This is a genomic window from Ruegeria sp. BB9, from assembly GCF_056539345.1.
This window is the reverse complement of the sequence record NZ_JBQFUU010000005.1, coordinates 355,016-374,234: the sequence shown is the minus strand read 5'-3', so window position 1 is coordinate 374,234 and position 19,219 is coordinate 355,016. Positions and strand designations below refer to the sequence as shown.

Annotated in this window: 24 protein-coding genes and 1 tRNA gene; 12 read left to right on the top strand and 13 right to left on the bottom strand. The window is 58.9% G+C overall.

Features of this window, described 5'->3' with window-relative positions; genetic code table 11:
• Positions 1-271: hypothetical protein (locus tag ACR0FC_RS17660; RefSeq protein WP_480656826.1), on the top strand; the 271-nt coding region annotated here is incomplete at its 5' end.
• 283 nt (positions 272-554) lie between these two features.
• Here ACR0FC_RS17660 and ACR0FC_RS17655 read toward each other — a convergent pair.
• Positions 555-1,928: a D-alanyl-D-alanine carboxypeptidase family protein gene (locus ACR0FC_RS17655; RefSeq protein ID WP_170342012.1), complete on the bottom strand. Its 1,374-nt coding sequence runs from the start codon at positions 1,926-1,928 to the stop codon at positions 555-557.
• Between the two features lie 306 nt (positions 1,929-2,234).
• Complete coding sequence (locus ACR0FC_RS17650; RefSeq protein ID WP_170342015.1) at positions 2,235-2,936, bottom strand: HAD family hydrolase; 702 nt, start codon at positions 2,934-2,936, stop codon at positions 2,235-2,237.
• Positions 2,937-3,028: 92 nt separating this feature from the next.
• Between ACR0FC_RS17650 and clpS the strand changes: the two genes are divergently transcribed.
• The 4 genes from clpS to hemF are packed head-to-tail and all read left to right on the top strand — an operon-like array spanning position 3,029 to position 6,106.
• Positions 3,029-3,370: an ATP-dependent Clp protease adapter ClpS gene (clpS, locus tag ACR0FC_RS17645; RefSeq protein WP_170342017.1), complete on the top strand. Its 342-nt coding sequence runs from the start codon at positions 3,029-3,031 to the stop codon at positions 3,368-3,370.
• Between the two features lie 39 nt (positions 3,371-3,409).
• Positions 3,410-4,375 (top strand): class I SAM-dependent methyltransferase, encoded by a 966-nt coding sequence (locus ACR0FC_RS17640; RefSeq protein ID WP_170342019.1) that lies wholly within the window; start codon positions 3,410-3,412, stop codon positions 4,373-4,375.
• 37 nt (positions 4,376-4,412) lie between these two features.
• Positions 4,413-5,213, top strand: a complete 801-nt coding sequence (locus ACR0FC_RS17635; RefSeq protein WP_093963056.1) for an SDR family NAD(P)-dependent oxidoreductase — start codon at positions 4,413-4,415, stop codon at positions 5,211-5,213.
• A gap of 8 nt (positions 5,214-5,221) precedes the next feature.
• Positions 5,222-6,106 carry an oxygen-dependent coproporphyrinogen oxidase gene (hemF, locus tag ACR0FC_RS17630; protein WP_170342021.1) on the top strand — a complete coding sequence of 295 codons (885 nt, stop codon included), beginning with the start codon at positions 5,222-5,224 and terminating at the stop codon, positions 6,104-6,106.
• Between the two features lie 4 nt (positions 6,107-6,110).
• On the opposite strand, the gene ACR0FC_RS17625 is transcribed toward hemF, so the two are convergent.
• Positions 6,111-6,521, bottom strand: a complete 411-nt coding sequence (locus tag ACR0FC_RS17625) for a hypothetical protein (RefSeq protein ID WP_170342022.1) — start codon at positions 6,519-6,521, stop codon at positions 6,111-6,113.
• Between the two features lie 186 nt (positions 6,522-6,707).
• The gene (locus ACR0FC_RS17620; RefSeq protein ID WP_254437848.1) at positions 6,708-6,890 is read right to left on the bottom strand and encodes a hypothetical protein; all 183 of its coding nucleotides are present in this window, start codon (positions 6,888-6,890) and stop codon (positions 6,708-6,710) included.
• A 21-nt stretch (positions 6,891-6,911) separates the two neighbouring features.
• Between ACR0FC_RS17620 and ACR0FC_RS17615 the strand changes: the two genes are divergently transcribed.
• Positions 6,912-7,226: a toxin-activating lysine-acyltransferase gene (locus tag ACR0FC_RS17615; RefSeq protein ID WP_367646663.1), complete on the top strand. Its 315-nt coding sequence runs from the start codon at positions 6,912-6,914 to the stop codon at positions 7,224-7,226.
• Positions 7,227-7,235: 9 nt separating this feature from the next.
• Here ACR0FC_RS17615 and modC read toward each other — a convergent pair whose 3' ends face one another.
• From modC to modA, 3 genes are read right to left on the bottom strand one after another with little or no spacing between them, the layout of a single operon-like run.
• The gene (modC, locus tag ACR0FC_RS17610; protein WP_170342024.1) at positions 7,236-8,333 is read right to left on the bottom strand and encodes a molybdenum ABC transporter ATP-binding protein; all 1,098 of its coding nucleotides are present in this window, start codon (positions 8,331-8,333) and stop codon (positions 7,236-7,238) included.
• Positions 8,330-9,022 carry a molybdate ABC transporter permease subunit gene (gene modB / locus ACR0FC_RS17605; protein ID WP_170342025.1) on the bottom strand — a complete coding sequence of 231 codons (693 nt, stop codon included), beginning with the start codon at positions 9,020-9,022 and terminating at the stop codon, positions 8,330-8,332. Before modB ends, modC begins: the two co-directional genes overlap by 4 nt.
• Before the next feature lie 4 nt (positions 9,023-9,026).
• Positions 9,027-9,803 (bottom strand): molybdate ABC transporter substrate-binding protein, encoded by a 777-nt coding sequence (gene modA, locus ACR0FC_RS17600; protein ID WP_170342028.1) that lies wholly within the window; start codon positions 9,801-9,803, stop codon positions 9,027-9,029.
• A 240-nt stretch (positions 9,804-10,043) separates the two neighbouring features.
• On the opposite strand from modA, the gene ACR0FC_RS17595 reads away from it, so the two are divergent.
• The 3 genes from ACR0FC_RS17595 (at position 10,044) to ACR0FC_RS17585 (ending at position 12,360) form a co-directional block, all read left to right on the top strand.
• The gene (locus ACR0FC_RS17595) at positions 10,044-11,297 is read left to right on the top strand and encodes an aminotransferase class V-fold PLP-dependent enzyme (protein ID WP_170342030.1); all 1,254 of its coding nucleotides are present in this window, start codon (positions 10,044-10,046) and stop codon (positions 11,295-11,297) included.
• Between the two features lie 77 nt (positions 11,298-11,374).
• A tRNA-Val gene (locus ACR0FC_RS17590) sits at positions 11,375-11,450 on the top strand.
• 157 nt (positions 11,451-11,607) lie between these two features.
• Complete coding sequence (locus ACR0FC_RS17585; protein ID WP_170342032.1) at positions 11,608-12,360, top strand: outer membrane protein; 753 nt, start codon at positions 11,608-11,610, stop codon at positions 12,358-12,360.
• A 226-nt stretch (positions 12,361-12,586) separates the two neighbouring features.
• Here ACR0FC_RS17585 and ACR0FC_RS17580 read toward each other — a convergent pair whose 3' ends face one another.
• From ACR0FC_RS17580 to ACR0FC_RS17560, 5 genes are all read right to left on the bottom strand, one after another.
• Entirely contained in the window at positions 12,587-13,597 is a 1,011-nt protein-coding gene (locus ACR0FC_RS17580) for a TniB family NTP-binding protein (protein ID WP_170342034.1), read from the bottom strand.
• A gap of 20 nt (positions 13,598-13,617) precedes the next feature.
• Positions 13,618-14,517 (bottom strand): hypothetical protein, encoded by a 900-nt coding sequence (locus ACR0FC_RS17575; RefSeq protein ID WP_170342036.1) that lies wholly within the window; start codon positions 14,515-14,517, stop codon positions 13,618-13,620.
• Between the two features lie 175 nt (positions 14,518-14,692).
• Positions 14,693-15,043, bottom strand: a complete 351-nt coding sequence (locus ACR0FC_RS17570) for an outer membrane protein assembly factor BamD (protein ID WP_170342038.1) — start codon at positions 15,041-15,043, stop codon at positions 14,693-14,695.
• Between the two features lie 86 nt (positions 15,044-15,129).
• Entirely contained in the window at positions 15,130-15,432 is a 303-nt protein-coding gene (locus ACR0FC_RS17565) for a chorismate mutase (protein ID WP_170342040.1), read from the bottom strand.
• Positions 15,433-15,461: 29 nt separating this feature from the next.
• Complete coding sequence (locus tag ACR0FC_RS17560; RefSeq protein WP_170342042.1) at positions 15,462-16,058, bottom strand: TetR/AcrR family transcriptional regulator; 597 nt, start codon at positions 16,056-16,058, stop codon at positions 15,462-15,464.
• Between the two features lie 85 nt (positions 16,059-16,143).
• On the opposite strand from ACR0FC_RS17560, the gene ACR0FC_RS17555 reads away from it, so the two are divergent.
• The 3 genes from ACR0FC_RS17555 to ACR0FC_RS17545 are packed head-to-tail and all read left to right on the top strand — an operon-like array spanning position 16,144 to position 17,695.
• On the top strand, positions 16,144-16,551 hold the full coding sequence (locus ACR0FC_RS17555; protein WP_170342044.1) for a hypothetical protein: 408 nt from the start codon (positions 16,144-16,146) through the stop codon (positions 16,549-16,551).
• Positions 16,551-17,054, top strand: a complete 504-nt coding sequence (locus ACR0FC_RS17550) for an anthrone oxygenase family protein (protein ID WP_093963720.1) — start codon at positions 16,551-16,553, stop codon at positions 17,052-17,054. The genes ACR0FC_RS17555 and ACR0FC_RS17550 overlap by 1 nt, the downstream gene beginning before the upstream one ends.
• Positions 17,054-17,695 (top strand): LysE family translocator, encoded by a 642-nt coding sequence (locus ACR0FC_RS17545; protein WP_217358664.1) that lies wholly within the window; start codon positions 17,054-17,056, stop codon positions 17,693-17,695. Before ACR0FC_RS17550 ends, ACR0FC_RS17545 begins: the two co-directional genes overlap by 1 nt.
• Positions 17,696-17,865: 170 nt before the next feature.
• Here ACR0FC_RS17545 and ACR0FC_RS17540 read toward each other — a convergent pair whose 3' ends face one another.
• Positions 17,866-18,723: an OST-HTH/LOTUS domain-containing protein gene (locus tag ACR0FC_RS17540; RefSeq protein WP_254437838.1), complete on the bottom strand. Its 858-nt coding sequence runs from the start codon at positions 18,721-18,723 to the stop codon at positions 17,866-17,868.
• Positions 18,724-19,219: the final 496 nt, after the last annotated feature.

The window sequence follows — 19,219 nt, the reverse complement described above, 5'->3', positions numbered from 1 at the left end:
CTCAAGATGCCCCCGGTCTCTCCCAGGCGTCTCAACCGTCTTTCCAGTCCGTCAGGCCGTCCATCCGACCAACCAACACCGCCTCAGCAGCGCCGGTGAAGGGCGTTCTAAGGATAACTACAAATCACCGCAAGCAGAAAATGACAAACTGCCGAACTTTTTTGCTGATTTTATTTTTATCAATGCTTGTCAGATACTTAGACAACAGCCACCTAGCTCCACCGTTGGGAATTTCACCCCCGTAGATCAAGCCCGACCCTTTGGTTTCTAAGCCCGACCTCACCAGACCACTATATATAGCGAAAGCGCCCGGACATCACCACAAGAACACTCGACTCGCGCCCCATGAGTCGACTCACTCTGTGCCCGATTGGCGGCTCGGAACGCACAAGCGTTGGTGCGCCGAACACAGCGTATTGCGCCTCCCCCATGTACTTGACGCGCACAGCGCCATTGGCCTCCGGCCGGACCGAATGACCACCCCATTTAAGGCACAAAAAAAGGCCGCGAAATCCATTCGCGGCCAGCAACGATCCAGGAGAGAGTGTCGGACCTTATGATGGCCCGACCATGAAACAGGTGACATTGCGCGCCTTCAGGCGGCGACAGGCCAGATCCGCCTGCTCGCGGGTCATGCCCTGGAAGGTCGCGTCGAACCCGCGCGAACTCTGGTTCACTTTGCGCAAAGTGCCTTCCAGTGTCGTCATTTCCGACAAAGCCGTTTTCAGCAAAACCTTCTCGGCCTCGTAGCGGGTAGTGTAGCGCCCGACATTGACGCCCCAAAGATGCCCGCCCGACGTGGACAGACGGGTAACGACCTCCTGCTCGGGCTCGGCCACGACTTCTGCGGGCTCGGTCGATGCAAGCACAAGGTTCTCGGGGCGCAGGGCCGGGCGCGTGTCGGCATTCTCGACCGGAGGCGCCGTCGGCGCGATATCCGCTGCGGCGATCGCCGCGGCGATGCCGTCTTGAATACGTGCACCGTTCTTGGCTGCGGTTTCAGCCACGGCGCCGGCAACCTGGATGGCCACCCCAGCCCCGGGTCGCATCACAGGTCGAAGGCTGCGCTGTGGTGCGCGGACCGCACTGGCCAATTGGGTGGCTCCACCCAGCCCGGTATTCCCGGCATATGCCGGACGGGCAGGTTTGCGGATCGGAGCGCGCGACGGGGCGCGCCGGAATCCCATGTCCAGTAGCTCGGCCACCTTGGCGTTGCGCGAAGTGCTGGATTTGCCACCGAACACGGTTGCGATGATCCGTTTGTCCCCACGCTTGGCCGAAGCAACAAGGTTGAAGCCCGCAGCGCGCGTGTACCCGGTTTTGATGCCGTCGGCGCCCCGGTAGGCTGCCAGCAGCCGCCGGTTGGTGTTCGGAACAGTCTTGATGCCCGCATGTGTCGATTGGCGTGAAAACAGGTTGTAATACTCAGGATAGTCATAAAGCAGGTGCCGACCCAGCGTGGTCATGTCACGCGCAGTCGAAAGATGGCCCGCTTCGGTCAGCCCGTGTGCGTTCTTGAAGGTTGTGCGGCTCATGCCCATGGCCTTGGCTGTGCGGGTCATACGGCGCGCAAAGGCGGCCTCGGATCCGCTGAGAGCGATGCCGATCGCGGTCGCGGCGTCATTGGCCGATTTCACAGCGGCCGCGCGGATGAGATAACGGAACGCTATGGTCTGGCCCGCCCGCAGGCCCAGCTTGGAGGGCGGCTCGGCCGCCGCGGCCTTGGTGATCCGCACCTGGGTGTCCAGCGTGATCTCACCGTTCCGCACCGCTTCGAAGGCGATATAGAGGGTCATCATCTTGGTGAGAGAAGCAGGGTGCAGCCTGGTATCGGCGTTGCGGGAGTGCAGAACCTCACCGGTTCTGGCGTCAATGACCATTGCCGCATAAGGAGCCGCAAGCGCCTGAGTCGCCAGGACCAGCGCCATCCATACCACTGTGACTACGAGCAAGCCCGCCCGCGCCGGAACTATCCGCCGAATCTGCACGATCTTTGCCTCTGTCTGCCTCGCGCCGCCGAGTTTTCCCGGTCAGCCTTTTTGATTATTTGGTCGAGGCTAACACACAGCACTGTTGAAATAAACCGAAAGCTGAAAAATCCGCGGCAGCGGCTCCGCTCGGTGGCGTCTAGATGTTGCGGCCCAACGGATGGCCGCCACCAAAACGGCGAAGGTGTCAAAAAGTTGGCGCGGCTTCGTCGTAAAAGTTTGAAACTGGGGCCAATCTGTCACAGGTCAGGAAATCTGCCGGACCAGATCAGGAAGATCTCCCAAATCGCGGATCTCCCGGAAACGGGGATGGCTTGTCGGGATCTCGGCCTGCTCGATCTCCCACACCAGACCGTGCGGTACGTGCACGCCCCAGCACCCCGCCTGGATCGGCGCGACCACATCCGACCGCATCGAATTGCCGACCATCATGGCACCGGCAGGTGACTGCCCCATCCGCCGAAAGACTTCGCTATAGGTGTCGGGCGTCTTTTCCGACACGATTTCGACCGCGTCGAACAGTTCACCCAATCCCGATTGGGCCAGTTTGCGCTCTTGATCAATGAGATCACCCTTGGTGATCAGAACAATGCGATGGGTGCCTGCGATTGTCTCGACCGTCTCCCGCGCGTGAGGCAACAGCTCGATCGGGTGGGACAGCATCTCCTGCCCGGCTTCGATCAGTTCGCGGATGACCCTGGCCGGGACTTTGTCTTCCGTCACCTCGATTGCGGTTTCGATCATCGACAGGACGAAACCTTTGATGCCATACCCATAGTGGCGGATGTTGCGCTTCTCGGCCGCCAACAACCGCTCCATCAGATGGTCACGGTCCGCATGATCCGCCAGTAGCGCAGCAAAATGCGCTTGGGTCAGCTGAAAGAAACGCTCGTTGTGCCACAAGGTGTCGTCAGCGTCGAAAGCGACGATGGTCAGGTTTTCATCCATTTCGAATCCGCCCGGTTGCTCTTTCCTCTGGGTGGGTCGACGTTATATAAGCCCTGAAACGACCCGAAGTGTGAATCGGAAAATCTCGCGACATGATTGAAGCCCGTTGGATGATGGCTGGCAAATCGGAAGACGATGGCGACACGTCAATCCTTGTTCAGACCAAGCCCAAGACCAAACGACCGCCCTTGTACAAGGTGCTGCTGTTGAACGACGACTACACGCCCATGGAATTCGTGGTTCATGTGCTCGAGCGGTTCTTCGGGATGTCCCATGCGCAGGCCTTCGAGATCATGTTGACCGTGCACAAGAAAGGTGTGGCCGTGGTCGGCGTATTCAGCCACGAGATTGCCGAGACCAAGGTTGGGCAGGTGATGGATTTCGCTCGTCGGCATCAACACCCGCTTCAGTGCACCATGGAGAAAGAGGAGTAGGGCCGCGACGCGCGACTCTGCCCCCTTCAACCCGCTCTGATGTCCTCTCGATTGTCTCTCGCCCTCGACTCGGGCCTGACCCTGTCGGAACCGATATCGGTCGTTGGACCGACGCCGGATCATGACCTGTCGGCGCTGCCGAACGGTGTCGAGGTTGTTCAACCTTTCAAACCGTTCCACGACCATTTCCGGGACCGCGGCTTTGCAACTGTGCCCGAAACCGACAGCGCTTGTGAAGACGTGGTTCTGTTTCTGCCCCGCGCCAAAGCACAGGCACGCGCCATGATACATCATGCGTGCAGCCGGGCCTCGGGAACGGTTGTCGTGGATGGCGCCAAGACAGATGGCGTGGACAGCTTGTTGAAGGACATTCGCAAGCGGGTCGAGATCGAGGGCCCCATCGCCAAGGCGCATGGCAAGATCTTTTGGTTCAAGGCCGACCCCGACGCATTTGCAGACTGGGCCGCGCCCGCAGGACAGATGGCGGACGGCTTCCAAACCGCGCCCGGGGTGTTTTCGGCCGACGGGGTCGATCCTGCTTCGGCACTGTTGCGCGAGACCCTTCCGTCAGGGCTTGGACCTCGGGTCGCCGATCTGGGTGCCGGATGGGGCTATTTGTCCGCCGGGCTGCTGCAGGGTGACACTGTACGCACGATTCATCTTGTCGAAGCCGACCATACTGCCCTGACATGCGCACGTATCAACGTGCCCGACCCAAGGGCACAGTTCCACTGGGCAGATGCGGTGACATGGTCTGCACCAGAACCCATGGACACCGTTGTTATGAACCCGCCATTTCATACTTCGCGCAGCGCCGATCCCGGCTTGGGGCGCGGGTTCATCACCGCCGCCGCGCGCAACCTGTCCCGCTCGGGCGACTTGTGGATGGTCGCCAACCGGCATCTCCCCTACGAAACGACTTTGACTGACGCTTTCGCGCGGGTCGAGGAAATTGCAGGCGACAACCGGTTCAAGGTATTCCACGCCTCTCGCCCTCGGCGGTGAAGCCGATTAACCTGCGCCGCGACTCAGGAGGAAACACATGTCCTTTTCCATAGCCGGCAAGACCGCCATCGTCACCGGAGGCGCCAACGGCATCGGCCTTGCCATCGGCCGTCACTTCGCCGACGCGGGCGCCAACGTGATGTTCGCCGACATGGACGAGAAACGTCTGGCCGAAGAACTGGGCGAACAGGCCGATGACAGCAACGTCCGCTACTTCGCCGGTGATCTGCGCGAAAAGCTGACGATCGCCAACCTCCTTTCGGCCACTCTGGATGCATTCGATCAGGTCGACATTCTTGTAAACGGAGCGCGACAGGTCATCTCGACGGATCCGCTGGACCTGGAAGACGACTCGGTTCGCACCCTTCTGAACCAGAACCTGATGCCAGCCCTGCGGCTGAGCCAGCTTGTGGCCAAGCGGATGATCAAACAATCCGAGGATCAGGAAGACGGGCCGAATGGTTCGATCATCAACCTGTCCTCGATCGCCGGTCAGCGCGCGCATCCAGGCCTTTTGGCCTATTCGGTTTCCAGCGCCGCGCAGGACCAGTTGACCCGGTCCCTTGCAGTGGCGCTTGCGCCTCATCGGATCCGCGTGAACTCGATTGCGTTGGGGTCGGTCATGAGCGCGTCACTGCAGGCCACCCTGAAAGACAATCGGGACTATCGGCGGGACATTGAGGATCATACCCCACTGGCCCGCATTGCCGCCCCGGCCGAGCTGGCCGAAACGGCGCAATACCTTGCCTCGGACGCGGCTGCGTTCATTACCGGGCAAGTCCTCACAATCGACGGTGGACGGACCCTTCTGGACCCGGTTGCCGCTCCCGCGCATTGAGCCTGACGATGTTTGAAACGGAAAAATCCACCGCCTCGACTTGGTTTCGCCAGTTGCGCGACGAAATCGTCGCGGCCTTCGAGGCTTTGGAAGACAGCCACCAGGTGGGGCCATTTTCCGATGCCCCCGCCGGACGGTTCGAGGTCAAGGAGACCCGACGCCAGTCCGAGGACGGCTCGGACGCGGGTGGTGGGCTGATGTCGGTCATGCGCGGCGGCCGCGTGTTCGAGAAGGTCGGTGTCAATGTCTCGACGGTCTACGGCACGCTCGGCGAAAGGGCGCAACAGGCAATGGCCGCGCGCAAGGGTATCCCCGGGATGACAGACGACCCGCGGTTCTGGGCCTCGGGCATCAGCCTTGTGGCGCATATGCAAAACCCGCACGCACCGGCCGCTCACATGAACACCCGCATGTTCTGGACCCCGCATGCTTGGTGGTTCGGCGGTGGATCAGACCTGAACCCCTGCATCGAATATGCCGAGGACACGGCCCATTTCCACGCCACGCAAAAAGCGCATCTAGACCCGCACGGGCCGGGTCACTATCCGCGGCTCAAAGAATGGGCAGACGAGTATTTCTACATTCCGCACCGCAAGCGTGCGCGTGGGGTGGGCGGCATTTTCATGGACGACTACTGCACCGGCGACTGGCAGGCGGATTTTGCGCTGACACAGGACATTGGCCGCGCTTTCCTGCCGGCCTTTCTGCCGCTGATCAAAAAGCGGCGGACCCAACCCTTTACCGAGGCAGACAAAAACACCCAGCTGGTGCACCGCGGGCTCTATGCCGAATACAATCTGGTCTATGACCGGGGCACGAAATTCGGCCTGGAAACCGGGCATGACCCCGACGCCGTGCTGATGAGCCTGCCCCCACTGGCCAAGTGGGTCTGAGACGTCAGAACCCGAAATCCATGAAGTTGTCGTAGCAGTAGTTCTGCGCGGAGGACGCTGACATGTTCTCGCCCACCCGCTTGACGGTAATTGAATAGCCGGGGCTGGTATCCACGCCTGGCGGCGGCTTCAACGAGAATTGCACAGTTCGTACACCCGGCTCGTACGCCCTCCAGATGTAGATCCGTTGCGAACCGGGGACACCCAACTGCCGAATGGCGAAATCGCCGATACCGCACCAGTAGTTGACAGGGGCTGACGACCCGATTGCCTTGACCTCATACACACCGTCTCCGACGGATCTTATCTCGGTGCGGTAGGTCGGGCGGACGCCGATGCCGAACCCGACAGCTTGTGCGGCGATCGGAGCCAACAGAGTTGCAGACAGAACCAGGGCTGAAATCAAATGCTTCATCAAAACTATCCGCCAAAAAACCGGGTTGCTCCAATCATAGGCCGCATGTCCATTGAGTAAAGCCAAACCCGGTTACCTTTGGGAACAGGCCACGCCCACAAGCCCGCTCAGCTGCGGAGGCGACAGAAAACGAATACCATTTCAAGACTTTGCCCGATATACTGCCGATGTCCCAAGGGGTTGAGGTCAGGTTTGAGCAGAAAATTTCCAAAGGACTGGTTTGATATCTCTCCCGAGAAATACGCCGACTTCGGCGCGCTCTTCTACCTTGCCGGACTGACCAAAACCCACCAGCAGCGCAGCCTCGCCTAGGTTCTGTAAGCGTTCGAAACGCCTTTGCGGCTGGGGCAGTATCACATCTTTCGCCAAAACGGATTCCCGCGCGGGTTCGTGACCTTTGCCGGGCTCAGCCCTGAAGCGGAATACCGATATGCGGTGCAGGAAAAGCCGTTGATGGATACGGATTTCACCAGCGGTTCATCTTTCTGGATCGTCGACTTGGTCGCGCCTTTCGGGCAGACCAACCAGATGGTCGAGATTCTGAAACGCGAGATTCCGCACCCGAGGGTGCGCACGAACCGCATGGACAGCGACATGACCCGAAACCGCATCGTCGAATGGACCCGGGATGAGGCCGGCAAGGTCCACATGAAACTGTACCGGAAAAAAGAGTTCTCACAGCTTCTGAAAGAACAGGGTGGCTGACCCTGCCACCTAAGACTTGGCGACCCGTCCACCGACATCCTGCGGTGCCAGCGCTACGGTCTTGACGACCGCGTGGCACGGTTTGCCGGGTTGCAACGCCAGGGCCTCGACCGACCGGCGCGTCACTCGGGCCAGCAGGGTGCCGGCCGGTGTTCGGACCGAAACGATCGCCCCCGGACCTTCGCCCGCGCGCACGGTCTCGACGGTGCCCTGCAGGACGTTCAGCGCCGACAGGCCCTCGGGCTTTCGGTCCGACAGTATGACTTCCTGGGCGGGGATGCGGATCCGAAGCGCATCGCCAACCGAATGCGGGATGCGCGGCAGGAACAGTCGGACACCGTTTGCCGCCAATTCCGTCAGGCCGTCTTCGTGATGCGCGGCCACAGTGACCTCAAGCACCGCACCCACAGCCCGCACACCTGTCGGCGCAACCGAAGGATCCGCCAACACTTCGGAGGCCGGCCCCTGCCGCAGCACCTTGCCGTCCTGCAACGCTACGACCGAGGTAGCAAGGCGGGCAACTTCGGCCGCAGAATGCGTGACATAGAGGATCGGCACTGAGACCTCGTCCCTCAATCGCTCGAAATAGGGCAGGATCTCGGCCTTTCGGGCTTCGTCCAGCGCAGCGAGAGGTTCATCGGCCAGGATCAACCGCGGGCTTGCCAGCAGAGCACGGCCAATGGCGACACGCTGCTTTTCACCGCCTGACAGGTGGGCGGGGTGACGGTCCAGCAGGTGGCCGATGCCCAGCATCTCTATCACGTGATCGGGGTTTTCACGGCGCGCGTCCCGGGGAGCAAACCACCGGCCGTACGACAGGTTTTGGCGCACGGTCAGGTGCGGGAACAAGCGGCCTTCCTGGAAGATATAACCCAGCCGGCGGCGATGCGGCGGCAGCCAATGGCCTTGCTCGGTATCGAACAGCACCCAATCATCCACCGCGACCCGCCCAGCCTGGGGGCGCAGCAAACCGGCCACGGCATCCACGATGGTGGTTTTGCCAGACCCCGATCGTCCGAACAGAACCGTCACACCCCGCGGCGCCTGAAACAAGATGTCCAGGTCAATGCCCGGCAGGCGGTGTCTTATCTGCACGGACAGACTCATGTTCCGGCCACCCGGGCCGCAGCGCGACGCCCCACATATTCCGACAGAAGCAGCGCCCCCATGGCGATGACGATCGAGATGATGACCAGCCGCATCGCGGCGCTCTCGCCGCCCGGCACCTGAAGGAAAGCATAAACCGCCGACGGCAAGGTCTGGGTCTGGCCCGGAATGTTCGACACGAAGGTGATCGTGGCTCCGAACTCGCCCATCGCCTTTGCGAAGGCAAGGATTGCCCCTGCAATGATCCCCGGCAAGATCATAGGCAAAGTCACGGTGACAAAGACAAAAGGTTGCGATGCCCCAAGCGTCGCTCCCGCCTGCTCCAGTTTTGGATCAACCGCCTCGATCGACAGGCGGATTGCCCGAACCATCAGCGGAAATGCCATGATCCCGGCGGCCAGTGCGGCTCCGGTCCAGCGGAAGGCCACAACGACGCCCAGATCAGCCAGCACCCGACCAACCGGGGCTTGTACGTTGAAGGTCAGCAACAACAGATAACCGGTCACGACCGGTGGCAGGATAAGCGGCAGATGCACCAGACCGTTCAGCACTTGTCGACCGGGAAACCTCCAGCGGGCCAGTGCGTAGGCCACGAATATACCGAGTGGCAGCGAAACGATCGTCGCCCAGAAAGAGACGCGCAGAGACAGTCGCAACGCTTCGATCTCGGCAGGGCCCAACCAACCCATGGCGCTATCCGTGCGGCAGGGTGAAACCCTGCGCCTTGAATATGCCGGTCGCCGGTTCGCTCTGCAGGTAGTCGAGGAAGACCTGCGCCTCAGGCCGTGCGGTCGCGGTCAGGGCCGCAGGATAGACGATCACCGGGTGCGTGCCTTCAGGGAAAACTCCGACCACATCCACCCGGGCCTCGGCCTGCACATCGGATCGGTAGACAACACCCATTGGTGCCGCGCCACTTGCGACAAGCGCCAACGCCGCGCGCACGTTATCGGCCTGAGCCACCTGATCCTGAACATCGTCCCACAGGCCCAGAGCAGTCAACGCGGCCTTGCCATAGCTTCCGGCGGGAACCGCATCAACGAGAGCCATCGCCAGATAGCCGCCTTTCAATTGACCGCTCAGATCGAAGTCCGGCGTAAGCGTCTGTTCGCTGGGCTGCCCTGCGCGCGCAATCAGCACCAGCCCGTTGCCCACAAGATCGACGCGCGACGCCGGGTCGATGTCTCCGTTCCGCTCAAGAACATCCATCCAGGCGGTATTGGCAGAGATAAACAGATCGGCCGGCGCGCCCAGCTGAATCTGCCGGGCCAAAACGGAAGAGGCTGCGAAGGAAACCGTAACCTGTTGACCTGTCGCGGCCTCGAATTCCGGAGCGATCTGGTCCAGCGCGGTCTTGAGACTGGCCGCCGCGAACACCAGGACCTCAGCCGCCGCAACCCGAACCGGGGCAACCAACGCGCCGCAAACGGCGGCAACCGCAACAAGACGGCGGCATGTGTCGAACTGCATCCCCGGCTCTCCTGTTCGGACGGTCGCACTGCTTTTGGCATATCGGAGGCAGCGGGCCGCAGGCAAGGTGTATTCCCGCCGGCGTGCCATGCAGAGTCCGGAATCAATTGGTCTTTCCGGCGTCGAAAGAGTAAGCCCGGAGAAAAAGGCGGCATCCCAAACCCGCAATCTGTCGCAAACGAAATTGATGTCGCGAACTCGCAAGACGAGTCTGGGCATGAACCAAACAGGACGTACACCATGCTGCACCAAACCCCGGGATTGATCGACACCGTTCGCGCGCGGTTTGCCCATGTGGACAGCTGCCCCTTTCAGGGTCCCCGCGTCTTTTTCGAAAATGCCGGCGGCGCACTGACCTTGAACTCGGTGGTCGAAACCTCGGCCCGTTTTGCGGCCATCCCGGACAATCAGGGGCGGGACAACCCCGCCAGTCACGCGTTGGTCGACATCATCAGCCGTGCCAAGGCAGATCTTGCCGTGTTTATGAATGCGCCTTCGGGGCAGTTCTTCGTGGGTGAAAGCGGAACAGAGCTGCTGTTCCGCATGATCCGCACGGCCTGCGTGAATGCGCCAAAAGGGGCAAAGGTGATCGGCAGCTCGATCGAACATCCCGCCAGCCGCAGCGCCGCGCGCCGCTGGGCGGGCCTTGCCGGATTGGACTATGTGAACGTGCCGCATAACGACGCGACAGGTTTGGTTACGGCCGCAGATTATTCGGCCCACATGACACCGGACGTCGCGGTCGCCACGATCCTGCACGCTTCGCCGGTGACGGGAATGGGAATGGACGTGGCTGAAATCTCGCGCGCGATCCGGGCGGTGTCGCGGGATTGTTTCATCATCGTCGATGGCATCCAGCACGCAGCACACGGACAGTTGGATATCGACAGCTATGAAGTCGATGGATATGCGATTTCACCCTACAAAGTGTTTTCCCGGCATGGCTACGGCATTGCCTGGATCTCCGACCGGCTGACCGCCCTGCCCCATGACCAACTGATTGACGCGCCCGCTGATGGTTGGGAATTCGGCACGCGCGATACCGGTGCCTACGCCACGATGTCCGACGTGGTTGCCTATTTCGACTGGCTGGGCGGCCAGGTGTCGGATGCCCCTGACCAACGCACCAGAATCGAGGCCGCCGGCCAGGCGATTCATGCCTATGAGACCCATCTGACCAACGCGATGATCAACGGCGTCGGCAACCTGCCCGGCCTGCGCGATATGGATCACGTCGCGATTCTGGCCGGAGAAGACAACCCCGCCCGCGAAGGACTGGTGTCGGTCGTGGTCCGCGACATGCCCTCGACCGACGTGGTCTCGCGCCTGAACGCGCAGGGCATCCGAACCCACACCCGCAAGGCCGACCATTACAGCGGGAACGTGCTGAACCCGTTGGGCTTGTCCGATTGCATCCGGATTTCGCTGTGCCACTACAACACCGAGCACGAAGTTGCGCAGCTGCTGACCGCATTGAAGGACATAAATCCCTGAGACACATGGCCACCGGCGCAGAAATTCTGAAAGACCCTCTTGCGCCGGCCCACCAGCTTGGCTAAATCCCCCCTCACGGGTGATTAGCTCAGTTGGTAGAGCGCTTCGTTTACACCGAAGATGTCGGGAGTTCGAGTCTCTCATCACCCACCATGCTAACCCATTCTACGTCTTCAGTATTTGCGCGGATGTGACCTGCCAATCTCTGGCGCGTTGCCCAACCCATGCACAAATCAAAATACCATTTTGGTTTGCCAGCAGCCTCCTTTACTGTGGGTCAAAGCCAAAACGGGCTCACCGGAGGGACATCATGAAGACGGTACGGATCGCGAAACCCCTGATGCTTGGCCTGTCGCTTGCGATTTCAGCAGCGACATCGGCACTGTCTCAGCAGTCCGACTGGTCCTATTCGGCCACGATCTACCTGTTCACCCCTGAAACCGAAGTGTCGTTGGACACACCCGCGGGAACCCTGGATAGCACGCTCAGCTTCTCTGACGCGCTGGAAAACCTCGACCTTGCTTTCATGGGCACGTTTACCGCATCGAACGGCCGCTGGTCGTTCCTTGCGGACTACAACTATACGAACCTGTCCTTCTCGAACGAGACTCCGGGACCGGCTAGCTCGGGTCTGGACACATCGTTCAAAACGCAGTTCCTGAGCGGCTATGTCGGCTACCGCGTCCACGAAACGCCGACAGCCAGCGTCGATCTGGCTGGCGGATTCAGATGGTTCAGCACGGAAACAGAGTTCAACCTGTTGCCCGGAACAGCGCCCGGCAACCAGACCTCGGTCGACAGCAGCTGGACCGATCCGGTGATCGGCGTCCGTGCCCGAGTCGCGTTTTCGGACAAATGGTCGGGAACCGGGTTCCTGGACTATGGCGGGTTCCGCAGCGGCAGCGAAACCTGGCAGGTCCTGCTGACTGCGGACTATGCGATCAACGACCGCTGGCTGCTACGCGGCGGGTACCGCTACATTTCCTTTGATCACGACATCAATGGCAATGACTTCAGCTTCCACCAATCCGGCCCGGTCATTGGCGCAACCTACCGATTCTAGGGCATTTGCCGCCCACTAGGTGACGTTCGACATCCAAAGTCCGTTCCTAAACAATATCACCCCATTGTAATAAAACGATAATATTTTCGGTGCGACATTCTCTTTTCCGGCCCCACGACACCTAGATTCTGTCTTGCGACATTTATGAACCGTTCGTTTTCTTCGATATTCTCAAGAAAAAAGCCGCTCATCCCTGAGCGGCTTGAATAGCTTTGATCTTGGCGGGTTATCTCTGCCGAGGTCTCCTGCGGGTCTGCCGTGATTCTTTGATGTGTCTGTCCATCGCAATCGTTGTATCGCTGCTTCGCCAATCATGGCTGAGGAAGGGATTAAGCGCATCATCGCAGTTCATCCTTTCGTAGTATTCCTCCGCGAAATGCTCGATACCAAGCCTTTGGCTCTCGTACTTCTTTGCAATGCCAGTCGCACCGATAAACAATTCGATCGCCATGCCAAAACGCTGTGCCGATGCATGCATCAGGATCTTGATAAACTCGCTTTCGTCCAGCAAGCCGTCATCTTCAAGTCCCGCTTTCTCCAACAGTTCCTTGATGGAGCGTTTAATTAGTGGACCGTCTTTTCCAAAGGCCATCGGAAGAACCTCGATCGGCTCGACCCGACGTAGCATTGTCCCATCCTGATTGATGATTGTTTTTGCTTCCATTGTGCCAGTAATGATTGCTGAAACTGGCCAAGCTCCTTTCTGCATGAAATTGCGGAACCTACCGGTAAAGTGCTTCATGCTATCGCTTGTCACATAGCGACCGCTGTCTTGAACCTCATCGAGATGAAGCGCTGCAATCCCTTTTTGCTGGAGCCTATCTACAACCAAACTGACGAAGTAGCCCTCATCGCGACGAGCGGAGATCGGATAGCCCAGATCGTGCAAAATCAGTTCGCAGGTCTCTCTTACAGTTGCCCGACTTGGTACCGTGACACTCCAAATCAACGACCCGTATTTCAGCCCGCCTGTGGCATCGACGACTTCCTTGAATTCGGCGGCAATGCGCCTGACCATGCGCGTCTTGCCAATTCCCGGCGGACCGATCAACGCTGCGCCGCGCAATTCGGTATACCCGCGGCTAAGCCGCTTTTCCCGTTCGACCAAAACCTTAAAAATACGATCCCTGAATTTTTTGAAGTCCTCCGTTTCGAAAAACTCGGTTTCAAAGTCGATCTTTGACCGCGCCTTGCTTCTCAGTGCGGCGAATTTTTCTGCGTCGATTGTCGATGGCATGACTATCCCTCCCCTCACATCTACCGGGAGAATTTCTTGCTGGTCCGGAAACGATCAAGACTTCCGGGCTCGTCCGGGAGAACCACCGAGTTGACCCTGTGTTCGTCTCCGATGGCATCTTCCTGCGCCAATTCTCCTTCATCATGCATGTCATCGGCGGCAATCTCGAAGTCCCCGTGGACAGGATCTTGATATTCATCCCGTCCGACGAAAGGTTCCTCATTCGAGCCCTTTCCGAAAGACAACTCGAGGCTCGCACGATCCAATTCGGTTTGGGTGTAGCCGGTCATGCCCATGTCGTTGCCACGCATAATCTTGCCGACGAGTTCCGCGCGAAGCCGCTGTGCTTCGTCACGCGCGCCACTGCGACGTTGGCCGTCCAAAGCCGCCTCGGCACGCCTCAGCTGGCGTTCTTCCTGCCACTGCCGAAGGGTCTTCCCACGCAATGAGCTGTCCAATGCAGGAACGGAAATCGTATCACCATGACCCACTACGGAGATGGCACCCATGTCCATCGGATCGACGATGATTTCCACCGTTCCATCTGGAGCGGCGACCCGATCTGCTACCCGTGTTTTGCGATCGTTCCGAATAAATTCATTGAGGTAAGTCGTACCGGCGAAGCGAATGCATTCATGCGTTACCCTTGCAGTGGTCGAGAACCCACAAGCTTCACGAAGGTCCTGCGGACCTGGGATCTGCATTGGATCATAAGCGATATCCCGGGTCAGTTCTTCCCAAGCCGTCGCAGGCGTTTTCCCATTCAGTCCCCGGTGCGGCGTGTTGTGGTATTCGGCGATAAAGATGACGAAGAGCAGGTCAAGCTCATCATCCGTGACGCACGCCTCTTCGTGTGGTCTTCGATCGTTCAGTTTCGATGGCATAAAAGCCTTGAGTTGTCCGCAAATTGTGATGGTCACTCATACGAGGCGAAGCTGCTGCTTCGAAATCGGCAACCAAATGGCATAAACGGCCGATTCTGTGGGAAAATACCTGTTCGCGAGCGCGGAACCCCGGCCCGCAGGCAAAGGTTCCTTTTGACGCATTCAATCGAAGGTCAGGCTCCTTCAAGACCCGTCGGCACCTGCCCGGGGTTTAGACTGAGAATTCAGCCCTGGTAAGGAATGGTGCCGAGGCCGCATGCTTTCTCAGTTCTTCAAGAGATGAATACAGCGGCGTTGACGGATCAATTCTCGCTTGGGCACGGCTTCTGAAGAATTTCGAATACTCTTCCACGTAGGGACGGTCCTTTCGCGGCATGTCCGCGAGATGATTGATCAGGAAATTGTCATAGTGGTGAACCGCATCTGCAAACCTTTCTTGCCGATGCCGCGCCATTGCGCGAAACAGTTCCGCCTTGGCCATGAAATATGGTTGCGCTTGGAGCCCATCCAAGCGGTCAAGAACAGCCGGGTATTCCCCAGCCTGCATTGACTTCACAGCCATGTGGAAGACCCCCGCGGCTCTGATATTCCGGATTAGTTTCAAATGGCCACCCCCACCAGTTTCGCCCTTGGTCTTTCCGAATGGCTCTATTCGCCAAGCTCCCTGATTTCGCGCCGTATCGACCATTCAATCAGCTCGGCCCAAAGCTTGCGCGCGAGGTCCGGGTCCAGACCCTTTTCGGACGCGGTTGAGCCAACTTTGTCCAGCACCTCAGCCACACGATCTGTGGTACGCGCCGGCAGACCTTCGATTTTCTTGAGGTCCACTGCCCGGTCGATATAGAGGCTTCGCGTGGCGAGCAGGTTTATGAGTTCGACGTCGATTGCGTCGATTTGCGCGCGAAGATCGGTCATGGTCTGGCAGGCCTTGGGCGCGATGAGGGTCGTCATGTTTTGAATTCCTTTGGTTTTTATTGAATTTAGCCCAGAAGTTTACAGAGGAGTTTGACGGCACGTTCAGACCGTTCTTGGCAAAAGGTTTTCGATGGACTCGGCAGGCGCCCGATGACGCGCCTGACCTGTTGATCGCCAATCAAGAGATCGAGATAGAGCGCCACAGCCTCGCCAGAGTGCTCAAAGTTGAGCACGCCCTCCTCCCGGGCGCGCAGAAACACCTGTTCCAAAAGCGGGAACACCGCCTCGCGTCCCGCCTTTGACAGCGCGGCGCCCAATTCTCCGCTACTGTCTGCCGCCGCTGCCCGGTTCAGTGCAACGGCCCTGTCTCCAGTGAGCAGGGTCAACAACTTCGGGCCAAGCGTGCGCAGGATGGACAGCGCGTCGTGATCGGTCTCCAATTCCGATGCGAGATGGTCTTTCACCTCTTCCGCGTTACGCGCGACAAGGGCCTGAAACAGGCCCTGCTTGTCGCCATACCACCTGTAAAGCGTTTCGTTCGACGCTCGCGCCTGTTTCGCAATGTCCCGCATCGATGTGCCGCCATAGCCCTTGGCCTCCAACACCTCACAGGCGGCGTCTTCGATCTGTCGTTGGCGCAGTGATCTCTTTTCTTTGCGCATTCCTGTCTCCTGCGTGTTGACATAATCCGTAACTGCAATTACGGATATTTTCAACCGTAACTTAAATTACGCTTTTGGAGGAAAAATGTCTCACCACGACCGACAGGCCATTGCAGCACTGGCCACACTGATCCTGCTGCAACTCATCATGCTTTCTGCGCTTTATGCCGGCATCCAGCCCCATCCGCCGATTACGACTCCGCTGTTTGGCATCGCCCCGTTTCTTGGCGCTTCGGTATCAATCGCGCTGTCGGCAATGATCGTGCAGCCGCTCACGAACGCTGTCGGGCGTGGCCTGAGCGTGATGGCTGCGCTGATGGCGCTGGTATCGTTCGGGCCGCAGAAGTATTTCGACGCGCAGTTCGCATTGATCTGGCCCGCCGTAGTGCTCGGGCAGTTTGCAGCCATCGTGATCTTTGTCCGCGTCCTGAATGCGTCCCGTCAAGCTGATGAAACACGCCAACGCCCGGCCGCACCTGCGGGACAGGTTTGATGGCCCGACTACTCGTGCCGATGTCGATGCTCTCCCTTTTGAACATCGGCGCTGTTTTCGGCTTCTTCTATGCTTGGGTCTGCTCGACCATGTGGGGCCTCGATGCGACCGACCCCCGAGTCGCAATCACGGCAATGCAGGCGATGAACGCCTCTGTTCGGAATCCGGTGTTCTTCCCGGCCTTCTTTCTGACACCGGTCATGCTGATGCTGACCGCGTTTGTCGCGATCCATCAGGAAAGGACGAGGTCAGCCGCTCTCTTCGCGGCAGGGGCCGCCGTGTATTTCATCGGGGCATTTCTGGTCACGGTTTTGATCAACGTGCCGATGAATGAGGCCCTTGCAACAGTGCCGGTACCGACGGACAGGGCGGACGCCGCCCAAATCTGGAAGGACTATTCCGCGCCGTGGCAGATCTGGAATACGACCCGAACCCTTGTCAGCGGACTGGCCCTGATCCTGACCGGCCTCGCAATTCATGCCCTGAAACCGGAGACGACCTGATGGAAATTTCGATTGTGACATTCGCCCTGTTGGCCTTGGTCGTCGTGATGACACCCGGACCGACGGTTTTGCTGGCCCTGTCCAACGGGTCTCGCTACGGCCTTGTGTCCGCGGGCTATGGGATCGCGGGCGCCGCACTCTCCGACGGTGTTCTGATCGCCGCGGCTGGTCTGGGGTTGGGCGCGATACTAGCCACATCCGCGGTTCTGTTCACCGTCGTGAAAATGATTGGCGTCGGCTATCTTATGTGGCTCGGCGTTCAGATGTTGCGGTCCTCGGGGGAGTTGGGATCTTTTCCGGCACACTCGAATAGACAAATCTCGGGCGTAACCGGGCGCAGACTGACACTGTTCCGCAAGAGCTTTCTGGTCGCCTTTACGAACCCCAAAGGCTACCTGTTTTTCACTGCGTTCCTGCCGCAGTTCCTTGACCCGTCCGAACCGCTTCTGGCGCAATACGCCCTGCTCGCTCTCGTCTTCATCGCGGTCGACGTGGCCACTATGGCGGCCTATGCCGGTCTTGGGGCAAAGGCGATGCAATTTCTGAGCCACCGGGGCGCGCGCTGGATCGACCGGACCTGTGGAGGGTTGCTCATCACCCTGGGTTGTGCCCTGACATTTGTGCGGCGCAGCAATGAGTGACTACTTCACGATTTCTCGCATGACCTGCAGTCATGCGCTGTTTGGCAACGGTGGAGCCCGGCCCAGACCTGCCGTTCACTCGTAGCACGGCATGCTGCCGTGCGGCTAATCGCAAACTGCCATGGAGTGAGGCATGCCGTTCATTCGAGGCGCATGTTTCAACGTAATTTCTATGGATTTGTGTTTGGCCGATAGAAGGCAGAGCGTTCTCCGTCGACCACAAAATACCGGAGTTCCAAGGGCGGTGCCTCATGCACAACCTGCCGCCAACTCTTGCATCCATACTTGGAAGGCAGTTGCTGGGGATGCCGTACGGTGATCCATTTCACAGCCTCTGCCAGCGAGGCCCATCCATCTCCAGCCAATTCCTGGAATGCCTCTCGCAAAGCATTTACTATGCCCGAGGCACACCAGTTTACGGATCCGTCGGAAGAAATACCATTGATGAAACAGTCTCTGAAGGCTTGGGTCTGCATGACTTCCGCCGCCGCCAAGCGTGGCTTTTCCATATCTTCAACCCATTCCCGAAGCTGTGTGAGGTGCCTGTCGATGCTACTGTAGGCCGCCACCAAGGCATCTTGCGCTCCACGGCATCCATCTGAGCTCCCGATGTCGTGTTGGTCTATGAAATGATGAACAAGATTGTTCCTCAGATCGACCATTTCCCTCAGTTCACGCTCTAATCGCGCGAAGTCTGTAAACGGATAGCGAACCGTCATATACATGGCGAACGACACAGGGGCCTCAGGCGTGTCGGTCATCGCGTCTTCAGTCGGCTTGATTTCATCTGGCACAACATACGATCCGATGAGCTCGCTAACTAAGGAGCCGAGTGTCTTGCGGGCCGTGCCGTCAATTCGTGCAGTGCGAACCCGCTTCAAGTCATGAATCGGTCCTGAGAGGCTATGATGCGCGACCAAGATCTTGATCAGCCGCTCATACTGCTGCAGCCACAACATACACCGCCCCAGCAATCGCTGAACTTCTTGCTGTAGCTGAGGCAAGTCTTCGTCATTCAATGACGTCAAGGCACTATCCTAGTTCGTTTAAGTTGAGCGCAACTATATCGCAATGTTGCAGAATGTCTTGCCCGGCATGAAAGGCGTTTAGAAGGTTTCGGCCCAGACCTGCCGTTCACTCGTAGCACGGCATGCTGCGGTGCGGCCCGCCGAACCTGATATTCGCTGCTACGGCTAAATCTGCGGATTGGCGAATTACACAGTGCGGACCGAACCGCCGGTGCCCGGCTATGGGTGAAGGCCGGCTTTGGATAGCCGTGTCCAATTAAAACCCATCAATAGGACCATTCTCACAGCCAGGGTCGTCGAAACGGATTTGAGTATGGTGGCCGAACTGGCAGCATAGACCAATGGAACAGAAACCTCCGGCCAGATCGGCAGAAAATCTGACAACGGTCGAGGACGCGTTGGGTAGCACATCATCCCTCATGATCCCTCATCAGAGTCAAAAAATTTTTGCAGGTTGAAATTTGAGCTTTGGGCTTGTCTCATGCGGGAGTGTCAG